General features: G+C 71.7%; 18 protein-coding genes and 1 pseudogene. 10 read left to right on the top strand and 9 right to left on the bottom strand.

The genetic code is table 11. The features are described 5' to 3' along the window. Positions 1-1,668: an IclR family transcriptional regulator domain-containing protein gene (locus ACWCXB_RS30690; protein ID WP_450727016.1), complete on the bottom strand. Its 1,668-nt coding sequence runs from the start codon at positions 1,666-1,668 to the stop codon at positions 1-3. 199 nt (positions 1,669-1,867) lie between these two features. Here ACWCXB_RS30690 and ACWCXB_RS30685 point away from each other — a divergent pair. The 4 genes and pseudogenes from ACWCXB_RS30685 to ACWCXB_RS30670 form a co-directional block, all read left to right on the top strand. Next, positions 1,868-2,232: pseudogene (locus ACWCXB_RS30685) on the top strand (CoA-transferase); the annotation flags it as partial. Further along, entirely contained in the window at positions 2,229-3,419 is a 1,191-nt protein-coding gene (locus tag ACWCXB_RS30680) for a thiolase family protein (RefSeq protein ID WP_450727015.1), read from the top strand. The pseudogene ACWCXB_RS30685 and the gene ACWCXB_RS30680, both read left to right, overlap by 4 nt. Then, on the top strand, positions 3,416-3,556 hold the full coding sequence (locus tag ACWCXB_RS30675) for a hypothetical protein (protein WP_450727014.1): 141 nt from the start codon (positions 3,416-3,418) through the stop codon (positions 3,554-3,556). The genes ACWCXB_RS30680 and ACWCXB_RS30675 overlap by 4 nt, the downstream gene beginning before the upstream one ends. A 79-nt stretch (positions 3,557-3,635) precedes the next feature. Beyond that, positions 3,636-4,526 (top strand): LppU/SCO3897 family protein, encoded by an 891-nt coding sequence (locus tag ACWCXB_RS30670; RefSeq protein ID WP_450727013.1) that lies wholly within the window; start codon positions 3,636-3,638, stop codon positions 4,524-4,526. Positions 4,527-4,563: 37 nt separating this feature from the next. On the opposite strand, the gene ACWCXB_RS30665 is transcribed toward ACWCXB_RS30670, so the two are convergent. Together ACWCXB_RS30665 and ACWCXB_RS30660 are read right to left on the bottom strand one after the other, a co-directional pair. Beyond that, on the bottom strand, positions 4,564-5,850 hold the full coding sequence (locus ACWCXB_RS30665) for a phosphoribosyltransferase family protein (RefSeq protein ID WP_450727012.1): 1,287 nt from the start codon (positions 5,848-5,850) through the stop codon (positions 4,564-4,566). Between the two features lie 180 nt (positions 5,851-6,030). Beyond that, on the bottom strand, positions 6,031-7,155 hold the full coding sequence (locus ACWCXB_RS30660; RefSeq protein WP_450727011.1) for a sulfite oxidase: 1,125 nt from the start codon (positions 7,153-7,155) through the stop codon (positions 6,031-6,033). 179 nt (positions 7,156-7,334) lie between these two features. Here ACWCXB_RS30660 and ACWCXB_RS30655 point away from each other — a divergent pair, with 179 nt between their 5' ends. Continuing rightward, positions 7,335-7,616: a hypothetical protein gene (locus tag ACWCXB_RS30655; protein WP_450727010.1), complete on the top strand. Its 282-nt coding sequence runs from the start codon at positions 7,335-7,337 to the stop codon at positions 7,614-7,616. 68 nt (positions 7,617-7,684) lie between these two features. On the opposite strand, the gene ACWCXB_RS30650 is transcribed toward ACWCXB_RS30655, so the two are convergent. Beyond that, positions 7,685-8,470 (bottom strand): hypothetical protein, encoded by a 786-nt coding sequence (locus ACWCXB_RS30650; protein WP_450727009.1) that lies wholly within the window; start codon positions 8,468-8,470, stop codon positions 7,685-7,687. Between the two features lie 1,008 nt (positions 8,471-9,478). On the opposite strand from ACWCXB_RS30650, the gene ACWCXB_RS30645 reads away from it, so the two are divergent. Beyond that, positions 9,479-10,003, top strand: a complete 525-nt coding sequence (locus ACWCXB_RS30645) for a hypothetical protein (protein WP_450727008.1) — start codon at positions 9,479-9,481, stop codon at positions 10,001-10,003. A 118-nt stretch (positions 10,004-10,121) separates the two neighbouring features. On the opposite strand, the gene ACWCXB_RS30640 is transcribed toward ACWCXB_RS30645, so the two are convergent. From ACWCXB_RS30640 to ACWCXB_RS30625, 4 genes are all read right to left on the bottom strand, one after another. Further along, on the bottom strand, positions 10,122-10,862 hold the full coding sequence (locus tag ACWCXB_RS30640) for a PP2C family protein-serine/threonine phosphatase (RefSeq protein ID WP_450727007.1): 741 nt from the start codon (positions 10,860-10,862) through the stop codon (positions 10,122-10,124). Between the two features lie 81 nt (positions 10,863-10,943). Beyond that, a complete protein-coding gene (locus ACWCXB_RS30635) occupies positions 10,944-11,444 on the bottom strand; it encodes a hypothetical protein (protein ID WP_450727006.1) in 501 nt (166 codons plus the stop codon). A gap of 100 nt (positions 11,445-11,544) precedes the next feature. After that, a complete protein-coding gene (locus tag ACWCXB_RS30630) occupies positions 11,545-12,069 on the bottom strand; it encodes a CBS domain-containing protein (RefSeq protein ID WP_450727005.1) in 525 nt (174 codons plus the stop codon). A 121-nt stretch (positions 12,070-12,190) separates the two neighbouring features. Next, positions 12,191-13,489, bottom strand: coding sequence for an SLC13 family permease (locus ACWCXB_RS30625; protein WP_450727004.1), 1,299 nt, complete (start codon positions 13,487-13,489; stop codon positions 12,191-12,193). Between the two features lie 147 nt (positions 13,490-13,636). On the opposite strand from ACWCXB_RS30625, the gene ACWCXB_RS30620 reads away from it, so the two are divergent. Then, on the top strand, positions 13,637-14,596 hold the full coding sequence (locus ACWCXB_RS30620) for a D-2-hydroxyacid dehydrogenase family protein (RefSeq protein WP_450727003.1): 960 nt from the start codon (positions 13,637-13,639) through the stop codon (positions 14,594-14,596). Positions 14,597-14,684: 88 nt separating this feature from the next. Here ACWCXB_RS30620 and ACWCXB_RS30615 read toward each other — a convergent pair whose 3' ends face one another. Next, positions 14,685-15,512, bottom strand: coding sequence for a maleylpyruvate isomerase family mycothiol-dependent enzyme (locus ACWCXB_RS30615; protein WP_450727002.1), 828 nt, complete (start codon positions 15,510-15,512; stop codon positions 14,685-14,687). 256 nt (positions 15,513-15,768) lie between these two features. Between ACWCXB_RS30615 and ACWCXB_RS30610 the strand changes: the two genes are divergently transcribed. The 3 genes from ACWCXB_RS30610 (at position 15,769) to ACWCXB_RS30600 (ending at position 17,296) form a co-directional block, all read left to right on the top strand. Beyond that, the gene (locus tag ACWCXB_RS30610) at positions 15,769-16,167 is read left to right on the top strand and encodes a YybH family protein (protein ID WP_450727001.1); all 399 of its coding nucleotides are present in this window, start codon (positions 15,769-15,771) and stop codon (positions 16,165-16,167) included. Positions 16,168-16,235: 68 nt separating this feature from the next. Then, the gene (locus ACWCXB_RS30605; protein WP_450727000.1) at positions 16,236-16,571 is read left to right on the top strand and encodes an ArsR/SmtB family transcription factor; all 336 of its coding nucleotides are present in this window, start codon (positions 16,236-16,238) and stop codon (positions 16,569-16,571) included. Then, a complete protein-coding gene (locus ACWCXB_RS30600) occupies positions 16,571-17,296 on the top strand; it encodes a cation transporter (protein WP_450726999.1) in 726 nt (241 codons plus the stop codon). The genes ACWCXB_RS30605 and ACWCXB_RS30600 overlap by 1 nt, the downstream gene beginning before the upstream one ends. The last annotated feature ends 17 nt before the right edge of the window (positions 17,297-17,313 follow it).

Genomic DNA, 17,313 nt, shown 5'->3' with positions numbered 1-17,313 from the left:
TCAGACCTCGGCGATGCGGGTGAAGCGGCCCGCGATGTGCAGGTCGGACTCGATGTGGGCCGCGGTGGCGCGGAGTTGGGGGAGCACGTCCGTGAGGCACTCGTCGGGGGTGCGCCGGGTGGTGTGCATGGCGACGTTGAGCGCCGCGACGGTGCGGCCCGTGTGGTCGCGGACCGGGACGGCCAGGGACCGGAGCCCTTCCTCGAGCTCCTCGTCGACCAGGGCACAGCCCTCCTCGCGCACGCGGTCGAGGAGGGCGGCGAGACGGGCGGGGTCGGTGACGGTACGGGGGGTCAGGGCGCGCAGCTCGGCGTGGCCGATGCGTGCCGTGCGCTCGTCCGCGGAGAGGCCGGCGAGGAGGACGCGGCCCATGGACGCCGCGTACGCCGGGAAGCGGGTGCCGATGGTGATGTTGACGCTCATGATGCGCTCGGTGGCGACGCGGGCCGTGTAGCGGATGTCGTCGCCGTCGAGGACGGCCAGGGACGCGGAGTCGTGGACATGGCGGACGAGTTCCGCCATGTGCGGGACGGCGATGTCGGACAGCGTCGTCCGGGAGAGCGGGGGGCAGCCGAGGGCGAGCACGCGCGGAGTGAGGCGGAAGGTCCGGTCCTGCGAGGTGACGTAGCCGAGGTGCTCCAGGGTGATGAGGGCACGGCGGGCGGTGGCGCGGGCGAGGCCGGTGGCTTCGGCGATCGCGGTGAGGCCGAGTTCCGCGCGGCCCTCCCCGAAGGCGGTGATGACGGTCAGCCCGCGGGCGAGCGACTCCACGAACTCCGCGCCGAGCTCCTGCTTGGACGCGGCGGTCCATTGCGCGAGGCCCTGTCCGCCACCGTCCGTGCCGCCGCCGGAGGCGGTCGTGGTGCCGGTCGGCTCCGCGACGGGCGACGCCGCCCTCCGCAGTTCGCGCTCCATCGCGGCCACGGCCTCGCGTACGCGGGGAAGCAGCGCGCGGTGCAGTGAGTCGGCGCTGTGACGGCTGGTGTGGCTGACGACGCTCAGCGCGCAGACCGTACGTCCCCGCGGGTCGTGCACCGGGACCGCGAGGGAGACCAGCCCGGGCTCGATCAGCTGGTCGTCCAGCGCCCAGCCGTCCTTCGCGGCGCGGGCCGTCCGTTCCTCGAAGCCCGCCCCGTACTCGGTACCCGAACCCGTTCCGCGACGCCACGCCGCCCACTCCTCGTCCGTCCACGTGGCGGCGAACAGCGCTCCCGGCGCGGTGCGTTCGGCGGGCAGCAGGTCGCCGATGCGGAAGGTCAGCGACATGGCGCGCCGCCGCGTCGTCTGGTGGACGAATCGGATGCCGTCGCGGTCCGGCACGGCGAGCGACACCGATTCGTCGAGCTCGTCGGCGAGCCGTTCGGCGTGCGGGCCGAGCGGGCCCGGCAGCCCGATCGCGGCCAGATAGGCGTTGCCCAGCTCCATGAGCCGCGGCGCCGGCCTCGCCTCGTGGCCGTCGAGGCGTACGTACCCCATGCGCGCGAGCGTCGCGGCGACCCTGTCGACGGTGGAGCGGGCCAGCCCGGTCGTGCGGACGAGCTCGCTGAGGCTCGTCCGGCCGCCGGCGTCGCTGATCGCACGCAGTACGGCGATACCGCGCATCAGCGGCCCCACGGCCTCGGCGGGGGCCTCGGTGGTCGGCTCGACAGGGGGTGGAGCGGCCGGCATCGGATCTCCAGGGCGTTGACATGTGTGACCGGTGCACGCACACTCGGGGGCGAGTCGCTTATGAACTGTAGTTCATCTGGCGAACACGACGACACGACAGGCGTCTGACGGAAGCCTCATGGACAAGGTCGAACGGTCCGCGGCCGACGCGGTAGCCGGCATTGCGACCACACGGGCCGCACCGTCGCGGCGCTCAACGTCGCCAATCTCCTTTGGCATGATCCGCGGCGGACACATCGATACCGCCATCCTGGGAGCATGCAGGTCTCTGCGGGCGGCGACCTCGCCAACTGGTCCGTCCCCGGAAAGACGATCAAGGGCATGGGAGGCGCGATGGACCTGATCCACGGCGCCCGCCGCGTCATCGTCCTCACCGACCACACGGCCAAGGACGGCTCCCCGAAGCTCGTCCGCGCCTGCACGCTGCCGGGCAGGGCGTGCATGCACCGCGTCTCCGACCTGGGCGTGCTCGACGTGACCGGCGAGGGGTTCGCCCTCGTCGAGACGGCGCCCGGTGTCACCCCCGACGAGGTACGAGAAAAGACTGGAGCTGAGCTGACATGACCGACCGTCTGCGCGATGTGTACGTGGTCGATGCCGTCCGCACCCCCATCGGCAAGTACGGCGGTGCCCTGTCCGGCGTGCGCCCCGACGACCTCGCCGCGGGAGTCCTCGGCGCCCTCGTCTCCCGTACGCCGGACCTCGACCCGGCCCGTATCGACGACGTCTTCTTCGGCGATGCCAACGCCGCGGGCGAGGACAACCGTGATGTGGCCCGCATGGCCGTGCTGCTCGCCGGCCTGCCGGTCACCGTCCCCGGCACGACGGTGAACCGGCTCTGCGGCTCCGGCATGGAGGCCGTCATCCAGGCCGCCCGCGCCATCGCCGTCGGCGACGCGTCGATCGCCGTCGCGGGCGGCGTCGAGTCGATGAGCCGCGCGCCCTGGGTGATGCAGAAGCCGGAGCGCGGCTTCCCCGCCGGGCACCAGCAGATGTATTCGACCACGCTCGGCTGGCGCATGGTGAACCCGCGCATGCCCGAGGAGTGGACGGTCGCCCTCGGCGAAGGCGCCGAGCTGCTCGCCGAGCGGTACGGCATCGACCGCGAGGCGCAGGACGCGTTCGCCCTCGCCAGCCACCGGAACGCGGCCCGGGCCTGGGCCGAGGGCCTCTACGACGGCGAGGTCGTCCCCGTCGACGGCGTGGAACTCGCGCGCGACGAGTGCATCCGCGACAGCACGTCGACGGAGGCGCTGGCCAAGCTCAAGCCCGTGTTCCGCAAGGACGGAACCGTCACCGCGGGCAACTCGTCCCCGCTCAACGACGGCGCCGCTGCGCTCCTGCTCGTCGACGAGGACGGGCTGCGCGCCACCGGCCGCGAACCCCTCGCCCGCATCGGTGCCTCGGCCGTCACCGGCATCGAGCCGCAGTACTTCGGCGCGGGCCCGGTCGAGGCCGTCCGCCGCGCCCTGAAGAAGGCGGGGCGCGAGCCGGGCGATCTGCACACCGTCGAGCTCAACGAGGCCTTCGCCGCCCAGGCACTGGCCTGTCTGAGCCAGCTGCCCGGCCTCGACCCGGCCGTCGTCAACCCGCGCGGCGGCGCCATCGCCATCGGCCACCCCCTCGGCGCGTCGGGTGCCCGGCTCACCGGCGCCGTGGCCCACCAGCTCGCCGCCGCGGGCTCCGGCACCGGCCTCGCCACGCTGTGCATCGGTGTGGGGCAGGGGCTGGCCCTCGTCCTGGAGAGGTGACGCGCCCCGATCTCTCGGTGTGCGTGTTCGCGCGGGGGCTGGGCGGGGCGGCGGGGGCAGCGGCGGACGTGGCGACGTCACCGCACGCGGCGGCCGAACTGGCCGAGAACTGCACGGGTTTGCCGCTGCCCCGCTGAGATCGGCGGTCCATGGCCGGAGTTAGGGTTTCCGTCGTCACCGCGTCCGGTGACGACCGCGATACCGAGGGGGATCTCCGTGGCGACCCCGCCACCACCGTACGGCGCCGACCCGCAAGCCTGGCCGCAGCCGCAGCCGCAGCCGCAGCCGCAGCCGCAGCCGCAGCCGCAGCCGCAGTCCGACAACCCGTACGCCCGGTTTGCGGCGCAGCCGGGCCCGTACACCGTTCCGCAGACCGGCGGCGGCCCCTACCCCGGCGCCCATCCACCGCAGCCCCACGGCGGGTACGCCGCCCCGCAGGCCTGGCCGCAGCAGGCCGGCGCGTACCCGCCGCCGGGCGCGGCTGCTGTCTGCCGCGTCTGCCAGGCCGTGCCCGCGGTGCCCGCGACGGTGCGCGGCCACCAGGGCATCCTCGTCCTCATGCGGTTCCTGAGCATGCAGGGGCCGTTCTGCCGCGACTGCGGTCTCGCCGTCGTCCGCGACATGTCCGCGAAGACCCTGTGGCAGGGCTGGTGGGGCCCGCTGTCCGTGGTCATCACGCCGTTCACCCTGCTGCTGAACCTCGGCCCGTGGTCACGCTTCCGGAAACTCCCCGCTCCGACCGGCGGATTCCGGCCCGCTCTCGACCCGGGCAAGTCCCTGCCTCGTCGCCCCGAAGCCCTGCTCTTCCTCGTGCCGATGCTGCTCGTCGCCGTGGCGATACCCCTTCTGGTCGTGATCGGCCTGCTGGCCGGCGGCAGTTCGACCCCGACGCTCTCCGTCGGCGCGTGCGTACGCAACGAGGGCGACTGGACCGACCAGGACCTGCGGGTCACGGACTGCGGCTCGGCCGATGCCGAGTACCAGGTGACGCGGCAGCTGGAGACGGCCGGGTCGACGTGCGCCGTCGGCGAGTACTACGCCGACCTGGAGTACGGCCCGGGCGGGGCGACCGTCTCCTGCCTCAAGCCGTTGCGCGGCACGGAATGACGCCGGTGCGAGCCCGACAAGATCGGCCGGACAGGACCTAAGGCTCCTGCGGAGTCAGATGCAGCGTGAACCAGTCCCTGGCGAGCGCCGCGACCTCGTCCAGCGCGCCCGGCTCCTCGAAGAGGTGCGTCGCGCCGGGGACGACCTCCAGGCGGGTCTCGCAGCGCAGGGCCGACTGGGCCTGGCGGTTGAGGTCGAGGACCGTCGTGTCGCGGCCGCCGACGATGAGCAGCGTCGGCGCGCGCACACCGGGAAGCCGGGAGCCGGCCAGGTCGGGGCGGCCGCCGCGCGACACGACGGCGCCCACCTCCGTGCCGGCGGTCGACGCCGCCCACAGCGCTGCCGCGGCCCCGGTCGACGCCCCGAAGTAGCCGATCGGAACGGGTGTCCGGGTGCGCAGCCAGTGCGTGGCGCCCGTGAGCCTGCGGGCGAGGATCTCGATGTCGAAGACGTTCGCCCGGTCGGTGCCCTCGGCCTCCGTGAGCAGATCGAAGAGCAGGGTGCCGAGGCCGGCCCGGTTGAGGGCGGTGGCGACGGAGCGGTTGCGGGGGCTGTGGCGGCTGCTGCCGGAGCCGTGGGCGAACATCACCGCGGCGGCGGCCCCGTCCGGCATCGTGAGCTCTCCCGCGAGCCGGACCCCGCCCGCGTCCACCTCGACCTCCTCGGTCTTCGCCGGGGCGGGCGGCGCGGTTTTCGCGGCCCGCTCCAGCAGCGCGACGACCTCCTCGTCGGGGGTCTGCGAGAAGTCCTGATACCACTCCCCGACCGCCGAGAACGCGCGCGGCGTCGACAGACACACCACCTCGTCCGCCTCCGTACGCAGCCACGCCACCGCGTCCGGCGGCGCCACCGGCGCTGCCAGCACCACCCGGGCCGCGCCCTGCGCCCGTACGACCTCACACGCCGCGGCGGCCGTCGCCCCGGTGGCGACCCCGTCGTCCACGACGATCACGGTCCGCCCGGTGATGTCGATCCGCTCCCGGCCCGCCCTGAACTGCCGTGCCTGCCGGGCGAGTTCGGCCTCTTCGGCGTGCTCGACCGACTCGACGTCCGCGCGGGAGACATGCCCGCGGCGCACGATGTCGTCACTGATGACCCGCACCCCGCCCTCCCCGATCGCCCCGAATCCGAGCTCCCGGTGGTAGGGCACCCCCAGCTTCCGCACGACGATCACATCCAGCGGCGCCCCCAGCTCCCGCGCCACCTGGAACGCCACCGGCACCCCACCCCGCGGCAGCCCGAGCACCACGGGATCCTCCTCCCGCAGGTGCCTCAACACATCCGCGAGGCGCCGCCCCGCGTCCACACGATCGGTGAACAGCACAATGGCTCACCCCCATCAGGGGTTCTCCTTCGAACCAACCCCATGGCGGGCGGCTTCGCAACTCGGGGCGGATCACCCCGCGACGGGCCCGCACACGGGCGGCTTCGGCCCAGCTGCGGCGCCGGGCCCGAATACCCCACGGGGGGCCAATGGGGGCAGGCCCGGTCCGTCGGCCCGGGCTCAGCCGTCGTCCTCCAGGCACACCACGGGAATCCGCTGGACGAGGTTGTTGCCGAAGCCGCCGCGGTTCCAGGGCTGGTGGAGGGGTTGCGTACGGCCCTCGGCGTCGGTGGCGCGGACGCTGAGCACATAGGTGCCGGGGGTGGCTGTCCAGGCCGTGTGCCAGTGGCGCCAGGCCCAGGGGTGGCCGTCCGGCGGGTCCAGGGCGGCGTCGTGCCAGGTGCCGCCGTCGTCGGTGCTGACCTCCACCCGTACGACCGGGGCGTGCCCGGACCATGCCCTTCCCTCCAGTCCCATCCGGCCGGGGCGCACGGCGCGGGTCCGGGACATGAAGTCGGGGAAGCCGGGCGGGATCATCAGGGCGCGGGGCGCGATCAGGGTGACCGGCTCGCCCGGTTCGTCGGGGGACTGCTTGTAGCGGTACGCGACCGACTGCTGGAAGCCCGTGAAGGGCGTGGCCGTGAGGCTGATGTCGCGCAGCCACTTCACGTGCGCCATTCCGTACCAGCCGGGTACGACGAGCCGCAGCGGACAGCCGTGCTGTGGTGGCAGGGGCGCACCGTTCATCTCGTACGCGACCAGCACCTCGGGGTCGGGGCCCGCGGCCACCGGCAGGGGCAGGCTGCGCTGGTAGTCCTGCTCGACGCCGCGCTCGACCCCGTGGTCGGCGCCCGTGAAGACCGCCTCCACGGCGTCCGGTTCCACCCCGGCATCGGCGAGCAGAGCCCGCAGCGGCACCCCGGTCCACTCCGCCGTCCCGACCGCCTCGACGAGCCACGGCTGGCTCACGGGGCGCGGGCTGAGCCGGGCCCGGCCGTTGCCGGCGCACTCCATCGTGACGCGCTGGGTGACCGGTTCGTACGACCTCAGCGCCTCCAGGCCGAGCATGAGCGGCGTGCGCACCCGGCCCCGCACGGTGAGCCGCCACTCGGCGGCCTCCGCGGCAGGGATGTCGTAGTGGACGAGGACGTAATGCAGCCCGGGCGGCGTCAGGCCGTACCGCAGGGCCTCCAGGGGCATGCCGTGGTTACGGGCCGCGAGCGCCAGCTCCTCGGACGTGATGCCCTCGCCGGGGTCCGCGAGGCGTCCGGGTGTGCTCATCTCCCCGAGGCGAGCGTCGTCCATGCCTCCATGGTGCGCCTGTGGTGCGGCGCCGTTCACCCGGGGCATCCACCTACCGGAGCAGCCACGTGCGTTCGCTCGGAGCTTCGAGCCGGGCGGGATGTTCGACTGCATGGCCGTCGGGGCGGCGCGGCTTCGGGCGCCGCCGTTCCCTGCGGCCGGACGGCGTCGTTGGCGCGGGTATGAACGACTTCGACAACGACCCGGTCCCCTTCCCCGTCGCCCAGCTGTCCGGCGCCTACTGGCTCGCCCCGCGCGTGCATGACGAGGCCGGCTGCGTGTGGTGTGTACAGCTGCGGGAGGCCGATGAACGGGCCCGCCGCCGGGCGGCCCGGGAGGGAAAACGTTCCCCTGCGGTCTGGGTCGTGGCCCCGGGGCTGCCGCCTCGCCCCGCAGTGCCCGGCCGCGCACAGGCAGGCTGTCGGGATTCACTCGCCGGCGGCGCGCAGGTCGGCGCCGACTGAGATCGCCTCGGAGCCCGTGGGTCACCGCAAGGACCGTGATGACCGATGACCGATGGTCGATGGCGCACTCATGTCCAGGATGCCGTGGAAAACAGTCCTCCCAGGCTGAAGGCTCCCGAGTCGGAGTACTCGAGCGATTCCTCGTTCCGGCGATGGCGGCCCGAGTAGTCCCTCCCAGGACTTGAGTAGTCCCTCGAACCCATCGGCTCGGACTTCACAAGGCGGCCCTCGGCCGCGAGGTGCTGCACACGTTGGAGAACCGTCCTCAGTTCCAGCCCCAGTTCGTTCGCGACGACCTGCAGATCCAGCCCGGAGTGCCAGCTCCACACGAGTACCGAGTCCATGGAGGACGACCAGACGGGAACGGCTGCCTGAGCCGGCTCGGCCCAGATCTGCTCTTCGGCGGGCGCAGCGGAATGGGAGCCGTTCGGCTGGGCCTGCGGGGCTGTGTACTGGGCCTGCGGGGCTGTGTAAGGGACGGAGGTGGCGACGGGCGGAGCCGGCTCTGTCCGAGGAAAGGGCACATGAGGATCCGAAGCCGACTGACTGGGTTCGCCGCCCGTCTCGCCCGCCGGAGCCGTGTCGGAAATTCGCGTCAGCAGATTAGCTGCCACATTGCGGGCGCCCTCCCGACCGACGGTCCTGCGGGCCACCCTCACCTCGCGTTCCTGCAAGCCCATCATGCCGGCGACGGTGCCGTCGTCACCCACAACCACCGCGAATGCGGCAAGCATCCTCGTCCGGTCGGCCTGTGCCTCGTCCAGGGCGCTCTGCGCCAGACGCACCCGGTCATCGCTGGCACAGAAGGCTTTTGCCAGGACTGTGTTTCTCTCCCACAACTCACGCGGTTCCACGTACGCACAAACGCTTCTCGTACCCCCGGGACTCGCGGCCGAGTCAGAATTCACACGAACAGTTCCAATAACTAAAGGTTCTGAGTTTTGCAGTGATGACAACAGGGGCCGGAGGCGTGTGCGGACGCGCTCGCCGAAGCGGCGAGCGCCTCTGATCACCGAGGCCTCGGGAGACGGCCGCCGGGAGCGGACGGGGGTCGTCCTCTCATGCCCGCGTCCATTCCCGCCTCAAGACCGGTGGGTGGCGCCGGTGCGGGATCCCGCTCGAGTCGCAGCATACGAACCGTCCGCTGGGTGTCCTCCTCGAAGGCTCTGCTGGAGGCGAGCCTGTCCCACTGCAGGTCGCGCGCTCCCGGCAGCATTGCTCCGCGCGCCCGCCATTCGGCCACGAGCTGCACGTACAGCGGTGTCTGGGCGAGCTCGCCCGGGCCGTACGGGCTGCCCGGAGCCCGTGGGTACGGCTGAGGGCCGGGATCAGCCGCATCGTGAGCCGATGGGGTCAGGGGGTTCGAACCGCCGGGAGTGGGGGGCGGAGGGTTGGAAGAACTCACGATGGACGAAACGATTTCATGAGTCGGCGGACACTCAACTGGTGCCGATATTCCCACCCTCGCCGGCGAGACCAGCTCGTAGGTAAAACGTATGTCGTCACAGTCGAACGGAAATCCTTATCCGATTTCCATGCCGGTAATTCCTGGGGTCGGAGGGACGGCTCAAGCGCTTTTCCCTGCTCCATCGGGGTTCCGCCCGGTCGGACGCCGGGAGGCCGCGTCACGGAGAGTGATCGGGGGCCATCGCCGCCGCTTGGGTGATCTTCATCTGCGACACGGCTCAAATCGTAATCATTCAATCGCGGAGAGCTAAGAATGCTCATGTCCGTGGCCATGTGCGACGTGACACGCATGCGAACGAAGCGCACTTGTCGAGTGCGTGCGCCTGCGGTGTCGTCACTCCAAGTTCCGCGAGGAAGGTTCTCTGGTGAGCCGTAAAACGATCCGAAGTTCCCGCATGAAGACCGCCACGTTGGTTTCGGCGGGCACCATCGCCGTACTGCTCAGTGTTGTCCCGAGCACTGCGGCTGTCGCCGACACGATGCACCGGTCCGGAAATGATCACAGTCTGGTGCTGCCGGGCCTGAACGGCGCAATGACTCTCGACGACGGCGGCGACGTCTACGGCGACCGCGGGCCGCAGGGTCCGCGGGGTCCGCGGGGTCCGCGGGGCGTGCAGGGCCCGCCTGGACAGCCCGGAAAGGACGGCGAGGACGGCGAGTTCGACACCTACGTCCTCGAGGACCTCACCCCCGGGACCAGCGACCTTGTGGGCACCGAGATCACGTCGGAGATCGACTGCACCGGTGACGACATTGCCATCGGCGGCGGATACGGCAGCAGCGGCGGCCTCACCGTCAATGTCACCCACGACGGGCCGATTTACACCAATGACGGCCCTGCCACTGGATGGGAGGCCGAGGCCACCGTCACCCTCGCCGGCGGCTCGCTCACGGCCTACGTGATCTGCCAGGTCGTGTAACAACCCCCATGTGAGCGGTGGTGCGGTACCGGCTGTCCGCTTCACCTGGGACTGAGGGACGGTGCCCCGAGGCTTCGGCTTCGCGGGCACCGTCCACGTTTGCCGGAACGCGGTGGCGCTATTCGCCGATGCGGACCAGCGCGAGCGTGATGTTGTCGGGGCCTCCGGCCTCGATGGCCGCCTTCCACAGCTCGAAGGCGGCCCTGCCGTCGTCGTGCACCCGCAGCACTCGCTCGACCTCTTCGTCCGGCACCGGGTCGGTCAGCCCGTCGGAGCACACCAGATAGCGGTCGCCCGCGGACAACGTGGAGGCCGTGACATGGGGCGTGATGGTGGTGAACACAGTGCTGCCGCCCAGCGTCTGGGTCACGGCGGAGGTGATGCGCCGCCCGGGCGGCGGTGGCGGGCTGTCGTCGACACTCACCTGACGGAGCCCGTCCTCGGCCAGGTCGTAGACCTTGCTGTCGCCGACGTTGAATGTCAGCAGCGACTTCTCCAGCACGACGGTGCCGGCGACCGTCGTCCCCATGGTGATCAGTTCCGGATCGCCGTCGGCCGCCGCGTACACCGAGTGATTGCAGAGCATCAGGGCATCACGGATGGCTTCCTCGTTCTCCAACGAGGGCCCGATCGCGGCGAGGCGGCGGACGACCAGCGCACTCGCCACCTCCCCGGCCGGCTGCCCGCCGAGCCCGTCGGCGACCGCGACGACGAGGGGGGTGCCGAGCGGGAACAGGAGCGTCTGGGGGTTCTCGGTCACGGTGCCGCACAGGGTCCACGGCCCGACGACGAGGCTGTCCTCGTTGTGGTCGCGGATCAGCCCGACATCGCTCAGGGCGGTCACGGCTACGTACGGCATGCGTATTCCGCCTCTCCGCAGCGACAGAGATCCCCCTCCTCACCATTGTGACCCCCGTACGTCCGCGCCGCGGGTCGCGGCTCAATGGGCGACCACGGCCTTCGCGACCACGATGACCAGCCCCAGAAGGAGATTGACCACACCGGTGACGGCGACCAGACGGCGCGGGGCACCGGCTCTGGCCAGGGGGACGGTGGCCCAGCCGACCTGTTCGGCGAGGGCGACGCCGAGCGCCACCCACGCGGTGTTGCCGGGATCGAGCCCCAGGGAAGGGCTCACCGCCACGACGGCGGCCGGCGGGAGGGCGGCCTCGAGGATCGGCCTTTCCCTGCGCAGCTCGAGGCGGATCACCTCCCGCGACAGCGGCTGATGGGCCAGCCGGTCGCCCACGAGGCCGGCATAGACGTGCGTGATCCAGAAGACCAGGCCGGTGGTGAGCAGCATGACCACGAGCTGGAGCCGGGGGAAGGGGCCCAGCGTCCCCGCCGTGGCGATGACCGAGGCGGCGAGGAGCGAGCCGTAGACGGCGCCGGCGTAGTTCCGCTCCGTCGACTCCGCCGATTCGGGGCTGCGATGACTCATCCGCTCAGCATGCCGGGAGTTCCGCGGAGTACGACGGCACCGCGCCCTGCGAGGAGCCGGTACGGGCCGGTGTCGCGTCGGCCGACTCGTACCGCCGCCGTCACTGCGTTCGCCGACTGCTCCCGCCGTTGCCGCCGCCCCCGCCTTCGCCCCCGCCTTCGCCCGCGCCCACGGCGCGGATGAGTTCGTGCAGCAGATGGGCCGCGGTGATCACACCGAGGAGGTGAGTGCCGTCCTTGGCCTTCTCGGCGACGGCCACCAGCGGGCTGCGGACCCGGGCCATCAGCGCCGCCACCTCCAGCGCGGTGTCGTCGGGGTCCGCGATCGGTGGCGGGGCGGCGGTGGTGGGCAGGCAGTCGCCCACGCGGCGCCCGACGAGGGCCTGGCAGAGCCGGTCGGCGTGCCTCTCGTCGACGACCGCGGCGAGGGTCGGGTCCTCGATCACGTACTCGGGCACCAGGACCTTGACCATCTGGGAGGCGGGGAGGATCGCCTTGGGCTCGCCGTGCTCGTCGAGCACCAGGAGGCCGGGGAGCTTGTGCTCGGCCATCAGCCCGGCCGCCGCGAGGGCGCCGCTGTCCACGCTCACCGATTCGTACTCAACCGCCAGGTCGCGTGCGCGCACGGCCGGCTCCTCGTCTGTTCGGAATGCCTCTGCTGTCTCTGCTGTCCCTGTTGTTCCTGCTCCCAGCGTCGTCCAGGTCCGGGGCTCCGGCGACGGCCTTGACGGAAAACATAGGGGCGGGTCAGGCCAGGGCGAAGTAGCGCAGCCAGATGTACGCCGCCGAGATGGCCACGGTGACGGCGGTGACGACGAGGCCGTACTTGGTGAACTGCCAGAAGGAGATGGGGGTGCGGTTGCGTTCGGCGATGCCGAGGACGACGACGTTGGCGCTGGCGCCGATCGCGGTCGCGTTGCCGCCGAGGCCCGCGCCGATCGCCAGGGCCCACCACATGACGTGGTCCCGGGAGCCGCCCATCGCCTCGACGAGGTCGCTGGTGATGGGCGCCATGGTGGCGACGTAGGGGATGTTGTCGATGATGCCGGACAGCACGGCGGAGGCGCCGAGCATCAGCATGGCCCCGCCCAGTTCGTTGTCGCCGATCGCGTCGGCGAGGACCTCGGAGACCGCGCGGATGATGCCGGTGTCGATCAGGGCGCCGACCATGACGAACAGTCCCGCGAAGAAGGCAAGCGTGGGCCACTCGACCTCTCCGAGCACGTCTCCGGTGTCCACGGCCGAGACGGCGACGAGCAGCCCGGCGCCCAGCAGGGCCACGATGCTGGGCTCGTAGTGCAGCACGGGGTGCAGGACGAATCCGGCGACGACGAGGGCCAGGACGACCAGCCCCTGCCAGAGCAGCCGGTGGTCGCGGATCGCCTCGCGCTCCTCCAGTGCCATGACATCCTCGGCGCGGCTCTCGTCGTACGCGAACGAGGTGCGGAACAGGAAGCGGCACAACGCGATCAGCACCACGACCAGGAAGGCGGACAACGGCGCGAGGTGGACGAGGAAGTCGTTGAAGGTCAGCCCGGCCCGGCTGGCGATGATGATGTTCGGCGGATCGCCGACGAGGGTGGCCGTACCGCCGATGTTGGAGGCCAGGACCTCGGCGATCAGGAACGGGGCCACCGGCAGCGCGAGCCGCTCGCACACCAGCAGGGTCACCGGGGCGATCAGCAGGACCGTGGTGACGTTGTCGAGGAGCGCCGAGGCGACCGCCGTGATGACGACGAGCATCACCATCACCCGGAAGGGCTTCGCCCTGGCCCGTTTGACCGCCCAGATGGCCAGGTACTCGAACATGCCGGTCTTCTTCAGCACGCCGACGATCACCATCATGCCGAGCAGCAGGAAGATGACGTTCCAGTCGATGCCCCGGTCCTGGAGGTAGAACGCGGAGACGTCGTCGGTCGCGCCGATCGCCAGCATCAGCCCGGCGCCGCCGAGGGCGGCCGCTGTGCGGTGGACCTTCTCGGTGATGATCAGGGCGTACGCGCCGACGAAGACGGCGATCGCGGCCCAGCTGTGCCAGTCGTTCACGTTCCTCCGTCGAGTCGCTCCGCCGACCGGACTTCCGCGGCACACAGGTACGTTGCCGGTGTCAGGCCGTCACCGAGGCGACCGACACGACCGATACGACCGACACGACCGACACCCCACCGGCACACCACCGAGGAGAGCGCCGACATGAGACTTCGCTGCGCCGTGCTCGACGACTTCCAGTCCGTCGCGACCACCGTCGTCGACTGGTCGCCCGTCACCGACGAAGTGGAGGTCGTCACCTTCCCCGAGCACTTCGGTTCCGAGGACGAACTCGTCGCCGCCCTCGCCGACTTCGACATCGCCGTCACCCTCCGCGAACGCGTCCCGTTCTCGGCCACGGTGTTCGCCCGGCTGCCCCGGCTCAGGCTGCTCGTCGCGTCCGGCATGCGCAACTCGGTCATCGACTTCGCCGCCGCGGAGCAGCACGGCGTCACCGTCTGCGGCACCGCCAGCTCCTCCACCCCGCCCGTCGAGATGACCTGGGCGCTTCTGCTCGGCCTCGCCCGCGGCATCGTTCCCGAGTCCACCGCACTGCGTACGGGCGGCCCTTGGCAGTCCACCGTAGGCGCCGACCTGCACGGCAGGCGGCTCGGTCTGCTCGGCCTCGGAAAGATAGGCAGCCGGGTCGCGCAGATCGGCCTGGCCTTCGGCATGGACGTCGTGGCCTGGAGCCAGAACCTCACGAAGGAGCGCGCCGACGAGGTCGGCACCGGCCTCGCGGCCTCCAAGGAGGAGCTGCTGGGAACCAGCGACTTCGTCTCCGTACACCTGGCGCTGAGCGACCGTACGCGTGGTCTGCTCGGTGCGGCCGAGCTCGGCCTGATGCGGCCGACGAGCTATCTGATCAATACGTCCAGGGCGGCCATCGTCGATCAGGACGCGCTGCTCGCCGCGCTGCGGGACGGCACGATCGCGGGCGCGGGCGTCGACGTGTTCGACGTCGAACCGCTCCCGGCGGACCATCCGATGCGTACGGCGCCGCGCCTGCTCGCGACGCCTCACCTCGGCTATGTGACCCGCGACAACTACCGGACCTACTACGGCCATGCCATCGAGGACATCCAGGCGTTCCTCGCGGGCTCGCCCGTCCGGCGGCTCGGCTGACGCCGACTCGGCCGACCCCGGCCCGGCCGGCCCGGTCGCACCCCGGCCCGGCCGGCCCGGTCGCACCCGGGCTCGGTACGACGGGAAATCAGGGCGCGGTGAAAAGTGTCGGGAAGCGGGGAGCGAGCCAGGGCTTGCGGCCCCAGGCGAGGGCACGGCCCCGGGCGATGGCCCCCCACGGCGCGCAGCGGCCGAGCGCCATGAGCAGGAAGGTGACCGGCTCGGTGAGGATCGTGCAGTCCGGGCGGTGCGGCGGCTGCGGGCCCACGGCCACCTCGCCGTCGGTGAAGGTGACGCCGATGCCGGTGCCGCCCCGCAGGCGGACCGAGTAGCGGGCGGTGAGTCCGGCCGTGGCGGCGGTGTCGACGACGCGTGGCATGGCCGTGATCAGGAAGGGCAGGGTCAGCTCGACCCGGGCGCGGTCGATCATGTGCGGACGGCCCAGGGCACGGGCGAGGTCGTAGCCGTGCCCGAGCATGTGCGTCAGCAGATACGAGCCCAGCTCGGCCAGGCCCATCGGCCCCATCGGAGTCACCAGAGTCCCCTCGGCCGCCCCCTCGCCGGCCGCCGTGAGGAAGGCCTCCGCCTGCGCCACGATCATGTCCGCCAGCGGATCGGCCCCGCGCTCGTCGAAGGCGGCGAGCGCCCGCTCGTTGGCCTGGGCAAGGCTCTGCGGCGTGCCGTCCCCGTGGCTGCGCGCGCCCCCGGCCGCGACATCGGCCATCAGCTCGTTGGCCTGCGCCAGATGCGCCGCCGCCTCCCCGAGGCTCCACTGCGAGCCGGGTACCGGCACGCCCGTGTCGGCAACCCCGCGCAGCAGCGCGGCGATGTCCCCGGCGGTGTCGCGTATCGCGTCACCGAGCCCCTCCGGCAGTACGGCTCGTACGTCCTGCTTCTGCCCGCTCCCTGATTCCACGCCGCTCCCTCAGCATCGCCCTTGCACGGCCTCGTACGGCCTCGTACGGCCTCGTACGGCCTCGTACGGCCTCGTACGGGCCTCGCACGGCCTCGTACGCACGCCCGACCGCGCTGCGCGTACCCAACCAGGCGGCGGGGGTCGCGACAAGAGCCGGCACGGGACCGATGAATCACGGTCGCCGCGGCGGTCCATATTTCGTACGCATCCACACAAGCCCGCCGCAGAGCGCGGCACCGTCGAAAGGAGCACGGTCATGGCCGATGACACGACGCAGATCCGGGCGCTCATCGAGCGCTGGGCGAGGGCGGTGCACGAGGGCGACATCGACGGTGTCCTCGCCGACCACGCCGACGACATCGTGATGTTCGACGTGCCGCCGCCCAATGACGGGGTACGGGGCATCGACCGCTACCGCGAGACCTGGCCGCCGTTCTTCGTGTGGCAGCGGCAGGGCGCCTCGTTCGAGCTCGTCTCGCTCGATGTCACGGCGGGGGAGGACGTCGCCTTCGCCCACGCGCTCCTGCGCTGCGGAACCCAGCAGGAGCTGCGGGAGGATCCGGACAACCGGCTGAGGCTGACCATCGGGCTGCGCAAGGAAGGCGGACGCTGGGTCGTGGCGCACGAACACCACTCGTTCCCGCTCAAGAACTGACGAGCGGCGCACCGCAGGGTGATGCTTCAGGATGTCCTGAATTCAGGATCTGCTGTATCGTAATCGCTGTGCTGACACTTGCTTCCGAGATCGAGGTCCTGGCCCGGTTCGGCCGCGCGCTCGCCGATCCGATCCGTTGCCGGCTGCTGCTCGCACTGCGCGAATCCCCGGCCCATCCGTCCGATCTTGCGGAGACGCTCGGCATCTCGCGGACGCGGCTGTCCAACCACCTGGCCTGCCTGCGCGACTGCGGCCTGGTCGTCGCCGTCCCGGTCGGCCGTCGCGCCCGCTACGAGCTCGCCGATCCGCGGCTCGGGCATGCCCTCGACGATCTGCGCACCGCCGTGGTCGCGGTCGAGGCGGACCGTACGTGCGCGGACGCGGACGAAAAGGACTGCTGCTGATGGCCGGGACCGCCGGGGCCGCCGGGGCCGTCGGGATGTCCTTCGGGCCGTCGCCGGTCCGCCGCGACGAGCTGGCCCGCCGGATACGCCTGCTGGTCGGTGCGACCATCTCGTACAACCTGATCGAGGCCGCGGTGGCCCTGACCGCCGGAGTCGCGGCCTCCTCCACGGCCCTCGTCGGCTTCGGCCTCGACTCCGTCATCGAGGTGTCGTCGGCGGCCGCCGTCGCCTGGCAGTTCTCCGCCCGCGACCATGCCGTGCGCGAGGCGCGCGAGCGCAGGGCGCTGCGGATCATCGCGGTGTCGTTCTTCGCGCTCGCGGCATACGTGACGGTCGATGCCGTACGGGCGATGACGGGCGCCGGAGAGGCGGACCGCTCGTTCGTCGGTATCGGTCTGGCGGCGCTCTCGCTGCTGGTGATGCCGGTCCTGTCGGCCGCTCAGCGCCGGGCGGGACGGGAACTCGGCTCGGCGTCCGCCGTGGCGGACTCCAAGCAGACCCTGCTGTGCACGTATCTGTCGGCCGTCCTGCTGATGGGGCTCGTGGCCAACGCCGCGTTCGGCTGGACCTGGGCCGACCCCGTCGCCGCACTGTTCATCGCCGCCGTCGCGGTCAAGGAGGGCCGGGACGCCTGGCGCGGGGACGGCTGCTGCGCCGTACCGGCTGCGGGCGCGGTCGGCACGGTGCAGGCGCCGTGCGGGACCGACGACGACTGCTGCTCCTGACCGGTTGCCGATCCTGA

This window comes from Streptomyces sp. NPDC001514, assembly GCF_053597075.1.
This window is presented reverse-complemented; position numbering and strand designations above follow the sequence as displayed.

Coding starts and splice junctions, on each gene's coding strand:
- ACWCXB_RS30690 (WP_450727016.1), bottom strand. CDS start 1,668: ATGCCGGCCGCTCCACCCCCTGTCGAGCCGACCACCGAGGCCCCCGCC.
- ACWCXB_RS30680 (WP_450727015.1), top strand. CDS start 2,229: ATGACCGACCGTCTGCGCGATGTGTACGTGGTCGATGCCGTCCGCACC.
- ACWCXB_RS30660 (WP_450727011.1), bottom strand. CDS start 7,155: ATGGACGACGCTCGCCTCGGGGAGATGAGCACACCCGGACGCCTCGCG.
- ACWCXB_RS30655 (WP_450727010.1), top strand. CDS start 7,335: ATGAACGACTTCGACAACGACCCGGTCCCCTTCCCCGTCGCCCAGCTG.
- ACWCXB_RS30645 (WP_450727008.1), top strand. CDS start 9,479: ATGAAGACCGCCACGTTGGTTTCGGCGGGCACCATCGCCGTACTGCTC.
- ACWCXB_RS30640 (WP_450727007.1), bottom strand. CDS start 10,862: ATGCCGTACGTAGCCGTGACCGCCCTGAGCGATGTCGGGCTGATCCGC.
- ACWCXB_RS30635 (WP_450727006.1), bottom strand. CDS start 11,444: ATGAGTCATCGCAGCCCCGAATCGGCGGAGTCGACGGAGCGGAACTAC.
- ACWCXB_RS30620 (WP_450727003.1), top strand. CDS start 13,637: ATGAGACTTCGCTGCGCCGTGCTCGACGACTTCCAGTCCGTCGCGACC.
- ACWCXB_RS30610 (WP_450727001.1), top strand. CDS start 15,769: ATGGCCGATGACACGACGCAGATCCGGGCGCTCATCGAGCGCTGGGCG.
- ACWCXB_RS30600 (WP_450726999.1), top strand. CDS start 16,571: ATGGCCGGGACCGCCGGGGCCGCCGGGGCCGTCGGGATGTCCTTCGGG.